This is a genomic window from Sphingomonas sp. S6, from assembly GCF_043498045.1.
In the GTDB taxonomy this organism is placed as follows: Bacteria; Pseudomonadota; Alphaproteobacteria; order Sphingomonadales; family Sphingomonadaceae; genus Sphingomonas.
On the sequence record NZ_JBIEOE010000004.1, the window covers coordinates 416,202 to 430,047 of the forward strand.

Consider the following 13,846-nt stretch of genomic DNA (forward strand, 5'->3'; position numbering starts at 1 on the left):
CAAGATCAGCCCTGGTTGTTATCCGATGCATAGACCATGGCTGCCGCAGTTCCGGTCGCCGGTTTCAAGTGAAACCATTCGGGACGGTCGATCGCGGTCAGAAATGCCAGCACGGTCAGGCCGAACATCAGCAGGGCTAGTCTGCCCCACAGCGGATTGGGAGGGCTGTCGTCGGTGTTGGTCTTGGCGATATCGTCGTCAAGCTGCATGATAAGCCTCTCTGTCTGCCGAAACCGAGATATAGGCATATCAAGTCTTCTGATCGACGAGCGTTCCGTTACGTTTTCTTGCTGCGTCGCACCATGGCGCTGGGGCGACGCATTTCGAGCGATGAGACGAGCCGCTACCGGCTCCAGCGCGCCCAGATCGCGGTGGGCAGCGTCAGGCCGCGGGCCTCTTCGCGCACGCCGAGCTCGCCTGCTTCCACCCTGCCCGGCAGGTCGGCGAACAGCTGGCGCATCAGTTCCTGCAGCGCCAGCGCCGACATGCGCACCGCATAGACGGTGAGGAACAGGAAGCGGCTGTCGGCATCGAGCAGGCGACGGCAATCGGCGAGCAGCCGGGGCAGGTCTTCCTCCAGCCGCCACACTTCGCCCTCGGGTCCGCGGCCATATTTCGGCGGATCGAGCAGGATGCCGTCGTAGCGGCGGTTGCGGCGCACCTCGCGCGCGACGAATTTCGCCGCATCGTCGATGATCCAGCGGACCGGCGCGTCGCTCATCCCCGACAAAGCGGCATTGGCGCGCGCGGCCTCGACCGATTTCTTGGAGGCGTCGACATGAACCATCTTGGCACCTGCCGTCGCCATCGCGAGCGTGCCGACGCCCGTATAGCCGAACAGGTTCATGCATTCCGGCTGGTCCATGTCCGCGACCTGTTCGCGCATCCAGCTCCACACCGGCGCCATGTCGGGGAAGAAGCCCAGGTGGCGGAACGGCGTGGTCTGTGCGGTGAAGCGCACCTCGTTCCACTTTAGCGGCCAGCCTTCGCGCGGCACGGGTTCGGCAAAGACCCAGCGGCCACCGCCATCCTCGTCGCTGGCGGGCAGGAACTCGCCCTGTGCCTTCCAATTCTCCGACGCGGGCGCCCACATCGCCTGCGGTTCGGGCCGGATGAAGCGGAAGCGGCCGTAGCGCTCCAGCTTGCGGCCATTGCCCGAATCCACGAGGCCGTAATCCGCCCAGGGTTCGCCGATCAGCGTATCGAGGCGTGTGTTCGGGGGTGTCATGCGCGGGGACGCGCCCGTTCGGCGATATAGGCGGTCACCGCCTCGAATGTGCCGGGCAGGTGGGCGCAGCGTTCCTCGCGATCGAACAGGTCGCCGACGCGTGCGGGCAGCGCGGGGCGCTGGCCCGTCGCACGCTCCACCGCATCGCCGAACTTGGCGGGATGCGCGGTGGCGAGCGTCACCATCGGGGCATCGCCCGCCTGCGCGCGCGCGGCGGCGAGGGCAATGGCGGTGTGGGGGTCGATGATCTGTCCCGCCGCGTCATGCGCCCAGCGCATCGCGAGCGTCATGTCGTCCATATCGACGCGGGCGCTGGCGAACAGCGAGGCACCGGTCTGCTGCGCATTGCTGAGCCGCATCGCGCCGCTCGATTCGAACCCGCGCATCTGCTGAGCCAGCGCGGCCCCGTCGCGACCGCCGAGGTCGAACAGCAGGCGTTCGAAGTTGGAGCTGACCTGGATGTCCATCGACGGGGTCGGCGTCTGCTGGACGGTGCCTTTGCTGTAATCGCCCGCCGACAGCGCGCGGTGCAAGATGTCGTTGACGTTGGTCGCGACGATCAGCTTGGCGATCGGCAGGCCCATCTTCGCCGCGACATAGCCGGCAAAGACGTCGCCGAAATTGCCGGTCGGCACCGAGAAGGCAACCGCGCGATCGGGCGCGCCCAGCCGGACCGCGGCGTAGAAATAATAGACCACCTGCGCCATCAGCCGCGCCCAGTTGATCGAATTGACCGCGGAGAGGTGGAAGCGACCGGAGAAACCGGGATCGTTGAACATCGCCTTCACCAGCGCCTGCGCGGTGTCGAAGTCGCCGTCGATCGCGATGTTATGGACGTTGGGGGCGAGCACCGTCGTCATCTGGCGGCGCTGCACGTCGCTGACCCGGCCGTGCGGGTGGAGCATGAACACGTCTACCCCGGCGCGCCCCGCCAGCGCATCGATCGCCGCAGAGCCCGTATCGCCGCTGGTCGCGCCGACGATGGTCAGATGGTCGCTGCTGCCCTTGAGGAAGCGTTCGAACAGCAGGCCCAGCAGCTGGAGCGCGACGTCCTTGAACGCCAGTGTCGGTCCGTGGAACAGTTCGAGCAGCCACTGATCGTGGTCGAGCTGAACGAGCGGCGTGACCGCGGCATGGGCGAACCGGCCATAGGCCTGCGTACAGAGCTCTTTCAGCTCGGCCGGCGTCAGCGCGTCGCCGATGAAGGGCGTCATCACCGCGACCGCGGTGTCGACATAGGACAGGCCGGCGAGGCCCGCGATCTGCTCGCGGGTAAGGCTCGGCCACGCATCGGGCAGGTACAGACCGCCGTCCGACGCCAGGCCGGCGAGGGTGACGTCACGGAAATCGAGGGCGGGGGCGGTCCCGCGGGTGCTGACGTAGCGCATGGCGGCTGGGTAGCGGCGTGGGCGCGACGGGGCAACGGCGGGTTTTCTTGGCCGTGGTGCGGCTGGGCTATCGGCGTGCGGCCGCGGCGGATGCGTACCGATTCGCGGCGATCGCCGCGCGGAAGTGGACGATGTGGACGGTACGTCGATGTCGAAATCGCCCACCGGCCCGGTGCCGGGCGGCACGGGGGCGGCAAGGCGACGGTCGGACATGCCGCGGTCATAGCGTATCGACGGCGTGTAGGACAGGCGGGCGATGCGGCGGGGCATTGTCGTCAGAGGGCGGATGGCGCCGGGTCGGCGGACTGGTTAGACACGCCGAGAATTGCTTACCGATACAGGCGCTATCCAATGATCCTCCCCGACTTGCTGCTGCCGACCTACACGCAGATGCTCCGCGCGCTATCCGCGTGGCTCGAAAAAGCGGGCGCGGGGCGGGAGGACGGCGGGGAGGCACTGCTGACCGCACGGCTGGCGCCGGACATGTTTCCGCTGGCGACGCAGCTGCGCTTCGCCTGCGTGCAGGCCTATGAGGGCGTCGCCCGGCTACGCGACGAGCCGCTGCCCGACGTGGTGCAGACGCTGCTCGCCGAGGGACGCAGCGCGGCCGAGGCGCCGGGGACGCTGGCCGATGCCCGGGCGCGGATCGCCGAGACGATCGCGATGGTCGAGGGTGCGGCGGGAACGATGCCGGCGGTCGATCCGGCACGCGATATCGCGCATGCGCTGCCGCAGGGCATGATCTTCGATCTCAGCGCGGAGCAATATGCGCGCGACTGGGCGATTCCGCAGTTCTATTTCCACGTCATGACCGCCTATGCGATCCTGCGAGCCGAGGGCGCGGCGCTGGGCAAGGCGGATTATGTCGCGCACATGTTCGCCTATCTGCGCCCCGGCACGATACCCGGCTGAGTAGGTTTCTACTCCGCCGCAGACCTAATCTGCCAGAATGAGCAATTGATTGCATTTTTTTGGACAGTATCCGCCAATTTCGGGTGAGGATGCTGACGTTCCGTATCGTCATGACAGCAACGACAAGCTCGTCGTGAACCGAGGGACGAACCACGCATTATGCCGGAACCGATCAAGCCGCCCCCCGCCCAGTTTCTGCGCGACGACGTGATCCGTGGGGGGATGGACCTGTTGCTGTTTGCCCACAAATCGCACCTGCGCCATTCCGATGCCGAGTTGACCGCCATGGGGCTGGGCCGGGCGCATCATCGCTGCCTGTATTTCGTCGGGCGGCGGCCCAATCTGTCGGTGGGCGAATTGCTGGGGCTGCTGGGCGTGACCAAACAGTCGCTGGGCCGCGTGCTCGGCGCGTTGGTCGACAACGGCCTGATCGAACAGCGCCCGGGCGAGGCGGACCGCCGCCAGCGCCTGCTGCGCCTGACGCCGGCGGGTGAGGATCTGGAGCGCCGTCTGTTCACCGGCCTGCACGCCAATATGAGCCGCGCCTATGCCGCCTCGGGCGAAGAGGCGGTCAGCGGCTATTGGACGATGATGCAGAATTTGATGAGCGACGACGCGCAGGCGCAGTTCAAGGCGTTTCACGCGGGGTGAGGGGCCCGGGGCGGCGGTGCGCCAGGTCCGCTGCCCCCCTTCGGGGGTCAAAAGGGCAGGGGGAGCCGATCGGGTTCGACCCAGTCGCGGCGCGCGGGCACGCTGAACAGCGTATCGCGATGCCAGTGATCCAGCAGCCACTCCGGATTGCCCGGCCGCGATGCCATAAGCGCGGCGAGCACGCGATGCAGCGGTGCGTCCGGCGTGTAGCGCTCCAGATGATGCGCGGCGGCCCGCATCGACGCGCAGGTGATGGTGTGATGGTAGCCGCTGCTATCGGTGTTGGCGGTCAGCGTCGCGTCATTGTAGCGCGAGATCAGCGTCCGCATGCCCTCTGGCGTCGCCAGGTCGGGGCGATGGCGACACAGCCACAGCGCGGCGGCGAAATGGGCGGCGTGCGTCCAGTCGCGCTTGGGTAACGTGCGATCGATCACGCCCGAAGCGATGCGGGCGATGGCCGCGTCCGTCGATATCATCATGGTTGGCCTTCCTTCGTCAGGCCCGACTGGCACAAAAAACCCCGCCGGTCGGGCGGGGTGGGTCGTGTCGGGACGGATAGGCTGGTCAGCCGCTCCGACATCCCGACACACGCGCGAACACCGCCGTCGTGACGCGGTGATGTTGGATCGAGGCGATCGCGCAGGTCATGCCGATGCCATAACGGGGACGAGGATCGTGCTCAAGACGGCCCCCGACTACCGCCGCCGGCGCAGCGCCAGCGTGTAGATCGTCGCGGCGATGGCAGCGAAGAGGAACCACTGGACGGCATAGGACAGGTGGTTGTTCGGCACCGACGACAGGTCGGGCTGGCCGTTGGCGGCGAGGCCCGGGGCGGGGCGATCAGCGACCAACATCAGCCGCTGTGGCCTATGGTCGAACAGCGAGCCGATCAACGAGCCGGCGTCGGGCGCATGGCTGATGAAACCCGTCACCGGGCCGCCGGTCCATGTGCCTTTGTACGCGGGATCGGTGGTGGTGCCGAGCTGGACGAGCATGCCCGGCCCCTCCGCGCCCGTGGCGCAGTCCGCGATCAGGCGGAACCCGGCCTTGCCCGCACCGGCGAGCCGCTGGCCGGTGACGCGGACGCACATGCCCGACGCGCGGCGGAACAGCAGGCGATCGTCGGGAAAACGCGGGAAGGCGATCGGCGGCTTGGCGGGATTGCCGGCGAGCTGCGCAAGATACGCCTCCTTCTTCGGCGCGCGGTCGAGCAGCTGCCAGAGGCCGAGGCCGATCATCGCGGCCACCGCGAGGGCGACGACGAGCGTGGGGATCAGGGGGATGCGTTTCATGGGGTGGGGTCGCTGCGGGACTCGTCGATGCGGCCTTCGCGCGCGGCATTCCTATATTCCGCGGCGAGCAGCGCAGCCTTGGCGACGCGCAGCGACCAGATCACGCCCGCCGCGGTGACGGGGATCCAGATCAGCATGTGCAGCCACAGCGGCGGGTGCAGCGTCAGCTCCAGCGTGATCGCGCCGGCGACGACCAGCGCGCCCAGGATCAGCGTCAGAAAGGCGGCGGGCCCGTCCCCCACGTTGAAGCGCGAGAAATCTAGGCCGCAACCCGAACAGCGATCCGCGAACCTGACCCAGCCGGCAAACAAAAGGGGCCGGCCGCAACGCGGACACAGCCCCTTCAATGCGACCTCGGCGATCGCTGGCGAGGACACGGGCGTCGGATCGGTCATGCGACGCCCGTCAATCCGATCAGCCGCCGTGAACCGGTGCGCCCCAGCCGCCCCAGACGTAGATGGTGACGAACAGGAACAGCCACACCACGTCGACGAAATGCCAATACCAGGCCGCGGCTTCGAAGCCGAAATGCTGGCGCGGCGTGAAGTCGCCCTTGTACGCGCGGATCAGGCAGACGATCAGGAAGATCGTGCCGATCAGGACGTGGAACCCGTGGAAGCCGGTCGCCATGAAGAAGGCGGCGCCATAGTTGATGCCCTTGAATGGGAAGGGCGCGTGCATGTATTCATACGCCTGGATGCTGCTGAACAGCACGCCCAGCGCGACCGTCAGCCACAGGCCCTTCAGCACGCCGTCACGGTCGCCGACGCCCAGCATGCCCCACAGGCCACGCTTCTCGCCGCCGCGCTGGTTGTGGATCAGCGCATGGTGCGCCCAGGTGACGGTGGTGCCGCTGGTCAGCAGGATCAGCGTGTTGAGCAGCGGCAGTTCGAAGGCGTTGATGACGGTCAGGCCCTTGGGCGGCCATTGCGCGGCGATCGCCGCGGCGCCTTCGGCCGCGCGCTCCACCTGGCCGTCGACGAAGGCCATCGCGGTCGGGAACAGGCTGAAGTCGAAGAACGCCCAGAACCAGCCGACGAAGAACATGACTTCGGAGGCGATGAACAGGATCATGCCGTAGCGGAAGTGCAGCTGGACGACGGGGGTGTGGTCGCCATGATGCGCCTCGCGCACCACGTCCGCCCACCAGCTGTACATCGTGAACAGCACGCCCGCGAGGCCGGCGAAGAAGATCCAGCCGCCGCCATTGGCCTTGTCGGCCGCCAAATGGCCGCCGTGCATCCACATGATCGCGCCGCTCGCCATCACCAGCGCCGACAGCGATCCGAACAGGGGCCAGATGCTGGGTGGCAGGATATGGTAGTCGTGATTCTTGGCGCCGGCCATGGTCAGGTCCCTGTTCTCTTATCCTCTTTGGGGCGGGACCCTAAGGCCCAAACGCACCTAGAACAAGGTCGTGGCGGCGACGATTTTAGCGCCCGGCGCAGGACGCCGGCCGTCGATCAGGATTCCGATTGCGTCTGCGCCCGGCCGGGGGTCTTGCCGGCATCGGCGGGATAGAAGGTGTAGGACAGCGTGATCGTCTCGACGTCCGACGCGTCGGGGTCGTCCATGATCTTGGGATCGACGAAGAAGATGACCGGCATACGCTGCGTTTCGCCGGGCTTCAGCGTCTGCTGCGTGAAGCAGAAACACTGGATCTTGGTGAAATATTTGCCCGCCTGGCTGGGCGTGACGTTGAAGGTGGCGGTGCCGGTGACGGGCTTGGTGTCGAGGTTCGTCGCGGTGAAGAACGCCATGTCGCGCGCGCCGATCTTTACCGTCTCGGACCCCGCTTCGGGGCGGAAGCGCCATTTCATGCCCGGCGCGACGTTGCTGTCGAAATCGATGCGGATCAGCTTGTTGACCGCGCCGGGCGCCTCGAGCGCACGCTGCGTCGTGCCGTTGAGGCCGGTTACCTGGCAGAACAGGCGATAGAGCGGCACGCTGGCCCAGGCGATGCCGGTCATCACGCAGATGCCGAGGACCGCCAGCATGGCGGTGCGCAGCTGGCGGCGCGTGCCGGGATCCGTCGCCGCCCCGGTCACATGCCCTCGCGGATCTTCACGATCGCAATGGCGAAGACGAGGATCACGAATGCGCCGAGCAGCAGCGCCATGACGCGCGCACGCGACTGCTGGCGGTGGCGGATCAGGTCTTGGTCGTCAGGAGTCATGGCAGCACCCAGCGGTCGACGACCAATGCGCCGAACACCACGAAGAGGTAGAGGATCGAATAGCTGAACAATCGCTTTTCGGGCTTCATCGTATCGTCGGGCTGCGTCGTGCGCGTCGCGACGATCAGCGCGAGGGCGGCGAACACCAGCGTCGTGACGGTGGCGACCACGCCGTAGATCGCGCCGGTCAGCCCCAGCGGCCAGGGCAGCAGCGCGGCGAGCGCCATCGGGATCGTGTACAGGCCGATCTGGCGGCGCGTCGTGCGCTCGCCCGCGACGACGGGCAGCATCGGCACGCCGGCATTGGCGTAGTCGGTCTTCACGAACAGCGCGAGCGCCCAGAAATGCGGCGGCGTCCAGAGGAAGACGAGCCCGAACAGCAGCACCGGCAGCAGCGCGACATGCCCCGTCGCCGCCGCCCAGCCGATCAGCGGCGGAAAGGCGCCGGCCGCGCCGCCGATCACGATATTCTGTGGCGTCCGGCGCTTCAGCCAGACGGTGTAGATCAGTACGTAGAAGAGGATCGAGACGGTCAGGATCGCCGCGGCGGCCAGATTGACCGCGAAATACATCAGGATGACCGAGAAGGCGGCAAGGCCGACGCCGAAATGCAGTGCCGACTGGCGGTCCATCCGGCCATCGGGCAGTGGCCGCTTCTGCGTGCGGCGCATCTTGGCGTCGAGATCCGCTTCATACCATTGGTTGAGCGCGCCCGCCGCGCCCGCGCCCAGTGCGATGCACAGGATGGCGGTGAAGCCGATCACCGGATGCACGCTTACCGGCGCCGCCAGCATGCCGCACAGGCCGGTGAACACCACGAGCGTCATCACGCGCGGCTTGGTGAGCGCGAGGAAATCGCGCCAGTCGGCTGGCGGCAAAAGGGGCGTCGCGGCGGTCATGATCGGGCCGGCTATACGCGGCCGAGGGCGCGGGGGAAAGGGCGGCGCGATGCCGGCAACCTATCGTGTTGATCCACGTCAACCGACTCGGGACAGGCGGGAACGATCGCCGAAACAGGCGGTTAGCCAGCCCTATCAGGCCGCCCGTACGGCGGCACAGGTTCGAGGGGATGAAGCAGTGGCAACCCGTATCATCGACGCCGGTATTCCGGCGTCGCAATTCCTGACCGACAGTTTTCAGCGTGGCCTCGCCCATTGGAACCGCGAGCGGCTGGAGCCGGGCTTCCCGACCGCCGACTGGCAGCGCACGCTGGACCGCGACGTGCGGATGCAGCGGCTGGAAGGCGGCTTCCTGGAGGAATTGCGCGAGGAGGTGGCCGACGAGGCCGCCGCGGCACCGACCGATGTCGAGGGCTTCATCGCCTGGTTCGAGGAACTGAAGGCGACCGGCCCGGGTCAGCACGACGCACTGTTTCCGTGGCTAGCGGAGGAAGCGAACCTCGACCAGTTGCGCTGGTTCTTCGAACAGGAAGCGGCGGGCGAGGCGGGGTTCGACGACCTCGTTGCGATGACCCAGGTCAAGCTGCCGACGCTCCCCAAGCTGGAGCTGGCGCGCAATTATTGGGATGAGATGGGCCGCGGCAATGCCAAGGGCATGCACGGCCCGATGCTCGATGCCTTGGTCGAGACGCTGGCGGTGAACCCGGTGATCGAGAACACCTTGTGGCAGAGCCTGGCGCTGGCCAATGCCATGACCGCGATGGCGACCAACCGGCGCTATGCATGGCAGTCGGTGGGCGCGCTGGGCGTGATCGAGCTGACCGCCCCGGATCGCTCTGCGGCCACCGCCAAGGGGCTGCGACGACTGGGCTTCTCCGACAAGGAGCGCCGCTATTTCGACCTGCATGCGGTGCTCGACATCAAGCACAGCGAGGATTGGAACCGCGAGGCGATCCGCCCGGCGGTCGAGGAAGATCCGCGCCGCGCGACCGCGATGGCGGAAGGCGCGCTGATCCGGCTGAAATGCGGAGAGCGGTGTTTCGAGGCGTATCGCGCCGTGTTGATGGGGTGATCCCCTCCGTCACCCCGGCCTGAGGCCGGGGTCCCGCTTTTGTCAGTGGTCGGAACAGCGGGACCCCGGATCAAGTCCGGCGTGACGGAGCGTGAGGGCGCGCTTCAGATCAGCGCGAGTTCCGCGAGCCGGCTCACCAGCGCGGGCGGCATCAGCGACAGGCCGTCCGTGTCGCCGCCGAGATCGGCCGGCGCGTCCGCCGCTTCCAGATAGCGCCAGCCCTGATGCGCGCGCTTGGGCCGGGCCTGTACCAGTACCAGCGCCGGGTCGATATGGATCGCGACGCGGCCGCCCTCAGCCTCGCCGAAGCCAAGGATCGGCGAGCGCGCGACGAGCTGGTGCTTGATGATCCAGAACAGCGACCCTTGGCCGCCCACCTCCTCGTGCCGCTTGGGCAGATAGCGCGTGGTCAGGAACACCGGGCCGTCCGCGGCGCGCTGCGTCAGGCGTTCGGCGAGATGATCGACGCTCGTCGCGCCGAAGGCCACTTTGGTGAGATGCAGCATGGCTGCGCGATGTGGGTGGAGGGTGTGGTGGCCGCAAGGCTCATCCGGCGGTTCGATGCGTCCCGGCCGACCCAACCGTCATCCCAGCGAAGGCTGGGATCTCCATGCGTTAGCGCGCGACAAGAGCCGCTTGAGACCCCAGCCTGCGCTGGGGTGACGGTTTGGGGCAAATGCTGCGTCGTTACCCGCCCAGACCCCACAGCGACGCGAGGCCCAGGAACGAGAAGAACCCCATCACGTCGGTCGCGGTCGTAACGAACACGGCAGATGATACCGCCGGATCGACATTGGCCTTGTCGAGCGCGACCGGCACGATGACGCCGACCAGCCCTGCGACGATCGAATTGATGACCATCGCGACCGCGAAGACGATCGACAGCTGCAGATTGCCGAGGATCACGAAGCTGCCGACCGCACCGACCAGGCCGAGCGCGCCGCCGTTGCACAAAGCGATCTGGAATTCGCGCGTCAGCATGCGCAGCGTGTTCGAGCTGGTCAGCTGGTTGGTGGCCAGCGCACGGACCACGACGGCGAGCGTCTGCGTACCGGCATTGCCGCCCAGCGCCGACACGATCGGCATCAGCGCCGCGAGCAGCGCGAAGCGGGCGATCTCGCCCTGGAACAGGCCGACGACCGACGCCGACAGCATCGTCGCGCCCAGATTCACCACCAGCCACGCAATACGCGTGCGCACGGTGAAGCGGATCGGTTCGTTGATGTCGCCTTCACCCGCACCGGACAGGCGGAGGGCGTCCTCGCCCGCTTCCTGCTGGATGATGTGGACGATATCGTCGACGGTGATCATGCCGACGAGCCGGTCGGACGCATCGACCACCGCGGCGCTGATCAGCGCGTATTTCTGGAAGCGGAGCGCGACCTCTTCCTGATCCATGTCGACCGGGATCAGCGTCTGTTCGCGCTTCATCACGTCGCCGATTGCGATGCTGCGTGGCGTGCGCAGAATCCACGATAGCTGGCATGTGCCGACCGGGTGGTGGCCGGCATCGACGACGAAGATTTCCCAGAAGTCGGTGGTCAATTCCTCGTGGTGGCGCAGGAAGTCGATGACGTCGCCGACGGTCCAGTGATCGGGCACCGCGATCAGCTCGCGCTGCATCAGGCGGCCGGCGGTCTCTTCCGGGTAGGACAGCGCCTCTTCGATCGCGGCGCGATCGTCGGGGTCGAGCGCGCGCAGCACGGCGCGCTGGTCGGCTTCCTCCAGATCCTCGATGATCGCGACCGCGTCGTCGGTATCGAGCTCGCTCGCGATGTCGGCGACCTCGGTCGGGGTCAGCGCGTCGATCAGGTCCTCGCGGACGTAATCGTTCATCTCGGCGAAGACGTCGCCGTCGAGCAATTCCTTCAGCGCGCGGGCAAGGCCGGCGCGATCCTCATGCGGCGTCAGCTCGAACAGGTCGGCGATGTCGGCCGGGTGCAGCGGCTCGACGAGCGCGCGCGCTTCCTCGTCGTCGCCCGCGCGCACCGCATCCAGCACCGCATCGACGAATTCAGGACGCAGGCGATCGTCCTCGTCCAGCTCGTCCTGTTCGGGGGCCAGCATCTCGGGAAGCTCGGTATCGCTCATCGCTGCCTCCGTCCGTGCTGCAATCGTGTCATGGTGCAATCGGGGGCGTCTACCGCGCTGCGGCACGATTGGCCACCCTTCGGGGGTTTGCCCTTCGGCCGAAGCGACACTACCTGCTGCGGCAACACCATAAAGGACAACACATGGCCGATACCTTCACTACGCTGACGCTGACGCTCGACACCGGGTCCGAACAGGGCGACGTCACGATCAAGCTGCGCCCCGACCTGGCGCCGAACCACGTCGCGCGCATCGGCGAGCTGGCGAACGAAGGCTTCTACAACGGCGTGCCCTTCCACCGCGTGATCCCGGGCTTCATGGCGCAGGGCGGTGACGGCGGCCGCGGCGACGGCACCGGCGGGTCGTCGAAGCCCAATCTGAAGCAGGAATTCAACAAGGAACCGCACGTGCGCGGCGTCTGCTCTATGGCGCGGACCAGCGATCCCAATTCGGCGAACAGCCAGTTCTTCATCTGCTTCGACGACGCGCGCTTCCTCGACAACCAGTACACCGTCTGGGGCGAAGTGACCGACGGCATGGACCTGATCGACAAGCTGCCCAAGGGCGAGCCGCCCCGCAATCCGGGCAAGATCGTCAGCGCCAAGGCGGAATGACGCGAAACGGGCGCCGCTCCTGTCGTGGAACGGCGCCCGAATCCGGGTGACAAGTCTATCGAAGCCGGACTTGGCGGCGTGATCCTTACCTGGCCGACATGTTCGACGAGACGTTGTTGAACGTTGTCGTCAGCTTGGTGCCCAGGCCCTTCATGGCAGCGATCGCCGCCACTGCGATGAGCGCTGCGATCAGACCGTATTCGATGGCCGTCGCGCCGCGACTATTCTTAATGATCTTACGAAGTTGCATCACATATTCTCCCTGCCTTGTTTTGACGGGGAGAGAATTAGCCGATCAGCATTACCAAAAGCCTAATTATGTCCATAATGGGCAAAACAAGTTCTAAGCTGCTGTTTTTACACGTCGCCCAATGTGCGAATCAGCCAGTCGTGGAACAGCCGCACCGGACGCTGTTGCAGCGCGCGCGGGCGGCAGACGAACCAATAGCTGTACGGGCTTTCCACCACGATATCGAACAGGCGCACCAGCCGCGGATCGCGGGCGTCCTGGAAATGGCTTTCGTGCATGAAGGCGACGCCGATGCCCTGCGCCGCGGCCTCCAGCATCAAGGCCCCCGAATCGAAATAGTCGATCGCCAGCGGTTCGATCGTGGGGTCGATGCCCGCGGCGTCGCGCCATGCGGTGAAATTGTCGGGCATCTCGCGATGGATCAGCGCGGTCAGGCCGCTCAACTGTTCGGGCCGGGTGACCGGGTCGGGCCCCTCCAGCAGCGTGCGGGCGCCGATGACATAGACCGAATTGCGATCGAGCCGCTTGGCGTACAGCGTCGGATCGATCTCGCGCGACAGGGCGATCACCGCATCCAGCCCTTCGCCCAGCCGCGCAATGCCGTGGCCGGCGGTGTCGATATCGAGATGCAGTTCCGGATGCGCCGCGCGCAACTCGCCCAGCCGCGGGAACAGCCGCTGCGAGGCGAACAGTGGCAGGATGCCGAGGCGCAGGCGCAGCACGTCGCTATGCCCCATCATCTCTTCGATCGTATCCGACAGGCTGTCGAGCATCGGCGCGATCTGGCCGAGCAGGCGGTCGCCGTCCGCATTTAGCACCATCGCCTGGTGGCGGCGTTCGAACAGCGGGCGCCCGATGAAGCGCTCCAGGCTCTGCACACGGCGACTGAGCGCGGGGGCGGACAGCGCCAGTTCGGTGGCGGCAGCCTTCACCGACCCCAGTCGGGCGACTTGCACGAACGCCTCGATGGCGCCCAGCGGCGGCAATCTGCGCATCGCGGTCCTCCCTCGCCCCAGTGTCGCGTTAACGAATGCAGATTGTGCAATCGTATCGAATCTTTTCGCACTTGCAACATAAAGCTGCGGCGGGGAAAGAGGACGGGCCTTTCAGGCATCCTCTCCTAAAAACTTTCCCGGGCTGGCGTTTCGCCGGCCCTTTTTTTGTGTGTTTTTCGCGAAACGCGCGGAAGGGCGCGTTTCGATGCGGCGCCGGCCCGCACCCCCTCCCGGCCACCCATCAGGATACCGTGTGGGTGGCCGGGAGGGGGAGCGGG

General features: G+C 66.7%; 18 protein-coding genes. 4 read left to right on the forward strand and 14 right to left on the reverse strand.

What is annotated here, in order from left to right:
- Positions 1–5: 5 nt before the first annotated feature.
- From ACGVWT_RS09745 to thrC, 3 genes are all read right to left on the reverse strand, one after another.
- Positions 6–209, reverse strand: a complete 204-nt coding sequence (locus ACGVWT_RS09745; protein WP_043061132.1) for a hypothetical protein — start codon at positions 207–209, stop codon at positions 6–8.
- Positions 210–343: 134 nt separating this feature from the next.
- The gene (locus ACGVWT_RS09750) at positions 344–1,228 is read right to left on the reverse strand and encodes a class I SAM-dependent methyltransferase (protein WP_315460740.1); all 885 of its coding nucleotides are present in this window, start codon (positions 1,226–1,228) and stop codon (positions 344–346) included.
- A complete protein-coding gene (thrC, locus tag ACGVWT_RS09755) occupies positions 1,225–2,616 on the reverse strand; it encodes a threonine synthase (protein ID WP_315460739.1) in 1,392 nt (463 codons plus the stop codon). The genes ACGVWT_RS09750 and thrC overlap by 4 nt, the downstream gene beginning before the upstream one ends.
- Positions 2,617–2,967: 351 nt before the next feature.
- Between thrC and ACGVWT_RS09760 the strand changes: the two genes are divergently transcribed.
- Positions 2,968–3,528 (forward strand): DUF1993 family protein, encoded by a 561-nt coding sequence (locus ACGVWT_RS09760; RefSeq protein ID WP_315460738.1) that lies wholly within the window; start codon positions 2,968–2,970, stop codon positions 3,526–3,528.
- A gap of 159 nt (positions 3,529–3,687) precedes the next feature.
- On the forward strand, positions 3,688–4,179 hold the full coding sequence (locus tag ACGVWT_RS09765) for a MarR family winged helix-turn-helix transcriptional regulator (protein WP_116460412.1): 492 nt from the start codon (positions 3,688–3,690) through the stop codon (positions 4,177–4,179).
- Between the two features lie 47 nt (positions 4,180–4,226).
- Here ACGVWT_RS09765 and ACGVWT_RS09770 read toward each other — a convergent pair whose 3' ends face one another.
- From ACGVWT_RS09770 to ACGVWT_RS09800, 7 genes are all read right to left on the reverse strand, one after another.
- Positions 4,227–4,658 (reverse strand): hypothetical protein, encoded by a 432-nt coding sequence (locus ACGVWT_RS09770; RefSeq protein ID WP_315460737.1) that lies wholly within the window; start codon positions 4,656–4,658, stop codon positions 4,227–4,229.
- 216 nt (positions 4,659–4,874) lie between these two features.
- Entirely contained in the window at positions 4,875–5,471 is a 597-nt protein-coding gene (locus ACGVWT_RS09775; RefSeq protein WP_315460736.1) for an SURF1 family protein, read from the reverse strand.
- Positions 5,468–5,866, reverse strand: a complete 399-nt coding sequence (locus ACGVWT_RS09780) for a DUF983 domain-containing protein (RefSeq protein WP_315460735.1) — start codon at positions 5,864–5,866, stop codon at positions 5,468–5,470. Before ACGVWT_RS09780 ends, ACGVWT_RS09775 begins: the two co-directional genes overlap by 4 nt.
- Before the next feature lie 19 nt (positions 5,867–5,885).
- Positions 5,886–6,818, reverse strand: a complete 933-nt coding sequence (locus ACGVWT_RS09785) for a cytochrome c oxidase subunit 3 (protein ID WP_017980211.1) — start codon at positions 6,816–6,818, stop codon at positions 5,886–5,888.
- Positions 6,819–6,934: 116 nt separating this feature from the next.
- A complete protein-coding gene (locus ACGVWT_RS09790; protein WP_315460734.1) occupies positions 6,935–7,519 on the reverse strand; it encodes a cytochrome c oxidase assembly protein in 585 nt (194 codons plus the stop codon).
- Positions 7,516–7,647 carry a hypothetical protein gene (locus tag ACGVWT_RS09795; RefSeq protein ID WP_315460733.1) on the reverse strand — a complete coding sequence of 44 codons (132 nt, stop codon included), beginning with the start codon at positions 7,645–7,647 and terminating at the stop codon, positions 7,516–7,518. The genes ACGVWT_RS09790 and ACGVWT_RS09795 overlap by 4 nt, the downstream gene beginning before the upstream one ends.
- Positions 7,644–8,546: a heme o synthase gene (locus tag ACGVWT_RS09800; RefSeq protein WP_116460417.1), complete on the reverse strand. Its 903-nt coding sequence runs from the start codon at positions 8,544–8,546 to the stop codon at positions 7,644–7,646. The genes ACGVWT_RS09795 and ACGVWT_RS09800 overlap by 4 nt, the downstream gene beginning before the upstream one ends.
- A 178-nt stretch (positions 8,547–8,724) precedes the next feature.
- On the opposite strand from ACGVWT_RS09800, the gene ACGVWT_RS09805 reads away from it, so the two are divergent.
- On the forward strand, positions 8,725–9,618 hold the full coding sequence (locus tag ACGVWT_RS09805) for an iron-containing redox enzyme family protein (protein WP_315460732.1): 894 nt from the start codon (positions 8,725–8,727) through the stop codon (positions 9,616–9,618).
- A 104-nt stretch (positions 9,619–9,722) separates the two neighbouring features.
- Here ACGVWT_RS09805 and ACGVWT_RS09810 read toward each other — a convergent pair whose 3' ends face one another.
- Together ACGVWT_RS09810 and mgtE are read right to left on the reverse strand one after the other, a co-directional pair.
- Complete coding sequence (locus tag ACGVWT_RS09810) at positions 9,723–10,124, reverse strand: DUF1489 family protein (RefSeq protein ID WP_315460731.1); 402 nt, start codon at positions 10,122–10,124, stop codon at positions 9,723–9,725.
- Positions 10,125–10,305: 181 nt separating this feature from the next.
- Positions 10,306–11,709: a magnesium transporter gene (gene mgtE / locus ACGVWT_RS09815; protein ID WP_116460420.1), complete on the reverse strand. Its 1,404-nt coding sequence runs from the start codon at positions 11,707–11,709 to the stop codon at positions 10,306–10,308.
- A gap of 143 nt (positions 11,710–11,852) precedes the next feature.
- Here mgtE and ACGVWT_RS09820 point away from each other — a divergent pair, with 143 nt between their 5' ends.
- Entirely contained in the window at positions 11,853–12,323 is a 471-nt protein-coding gene (locus ACGVWT_RS09820; protein ID WP_017980204.1) for a peptidylprolyl isomerase, read from the forward strand.
- Positions 12,324–12,408: 85 nt separating this feature from the next.
- Here the strand turns inward: ACGVWT_RS09820 and ACGVWT_RS09825 are convergent, their stop codons facing one another.
- Together ACGVWT_RS09825 and ACGVWT_RS09830 are read right to left on the reverse strand one after the other, a co-directional pair.
- Positions 12,409–12,573, reverse strand: coding sequence for a Flp family type IVb pilin (locus ACGVWT_RS09825; RefSeq protein WP_116460421.1), 165 nt, complete (start codon positions 12,571–12,573; stop codon positions 12,409–12,411).
- A 107-nt stretch (positions 12,574–12,680) separates the two neighbouring features.
- Complete coding sequence (locus ACGVWT_RS09830) at positions 12,681–13,568, reverse strand: LysR substrate-binding domain-containing protein (RefSeq protein ID WP_116460422.1); 888 nt, start codon at positions 13,566–13,568, stop codon at positions 12,681–12,683.
- Positions 13,569–13,846: the final 278 nt, after the last annotated feature.

Bases quoted from the DNA above. Each gene is read 5' to 3' on its own strand.
- ACGVWT_RS09760 (WP_315460738.1), top strand. From the start codon at position 2,968: ATGATCCTCCCCGACTTGCTGCTGCCGACCTACACGCAGATGCTCCGC.
- mgtE (WP_116460420.1), bottom strand. From the start codon at position 11,709: ATGAGCGATACCGAGCTTCCCGAGATGCTGGCCCCCGAACAGGACGAG.
- ACGVWT_RS09780 (WP_315460735.1), bottom strand. From the start codon at position 5,866: ATGACCGATCCGACGCCCGTGTCCTCGCCAGCGATCGCCGAGGTCGCA.
- ACGVWT_RS09785 (WP_017980211.1), bottom strand. From the start codon at position 6,818: ATGGCCGGCGCCAAGAATCACGACTACCATATCCTGCCACCCAGCATC.
- ACGVWT_RS09745 (WP_043061132.1), bottom strand. From the start codon at position 209: ATGCAGCTTGACGACGATATCGCCAAGACCAACACCGACGACAGCCCT.
- ACGVWT_RS09810 (WP_315460731.1), bottom strand. From the start codon at position 10,124: ATGCTGCATCTCACCAAAGTGGCCTTCGGCGCGACGAGCGTCGATCAT.
- ACGVWT_RS09820 (WP_017980204.1), top strand. From the start codon at position 11,853: ATGGCCGATACCTTCACTACGCTGACGCTGACGCTCGACACCGGGTCC.
- ACGVWT_RS09795 (WP_315460733.1), bottom strand. From the start codon at position 7,647: ATGACTCCTGACGACCAAGACCTGATCCGCCACCGCCAGCAGTCGCGT.
- ACGVWT_RS09770 (WP_315460737.1), bottom strand. From the start codon at position 4,658: ATGATGATATCGACGGACGCGGCCATCGCCCGCATCGCTTCGGGCGTG.
- ACGVWT_RS09830 (WP_116460422.1), bottom strand. From the start codon at position 13,568: ATGCGCAGATTGCCGCCGCTGGGCGCCATCGAGGCGTTCGTGCAAGTC.
- ACGVWT_RS09775 (WP_315460736.1), bottom strand. From the start codon at position 5,471: ATGAAACGCATCCCCCTGATCCCCACGCTCGTCGTCGCCCTCGCGGTG.
- ACGVWT_RS09765 (WP_116460412.1), top strand. From the start codon at position 3,688: ATGCCGGAACCGATCAAGCCGCCCCCCGCCCAGTTTCTGCGCGACGAC.
- ACGVWT_RS09750 (WP_315460740.1), bottom strand. From the start codon at position 1,228: ATGACACCCCCGAACACACGCCTCGATACGCTGATCGGCGAACCCTGG.
- thrC (WP_315460739.1), bottom strand. From the start codon at position 2,616: ATGCGCTACGTCAGCACCCGCGGGACCGCCCCCGCCCTCGATTTCCGT.
- ACGVWT_RS09800 (WP_116460417.1), bottom strand. From the start codon at position 8,546: ATGACCGCCGCGACGCCCCTTTTGCCGCCAGCCGACTGGCGCGATTTC.
- ACGVWT_RS09825 (WP_116460421.1), bottom strand. From the start codon at position 12,573: ATGCAACTTCGTAAGATCATTAAGAATAGTCGCGGCGCGACGGCCATC.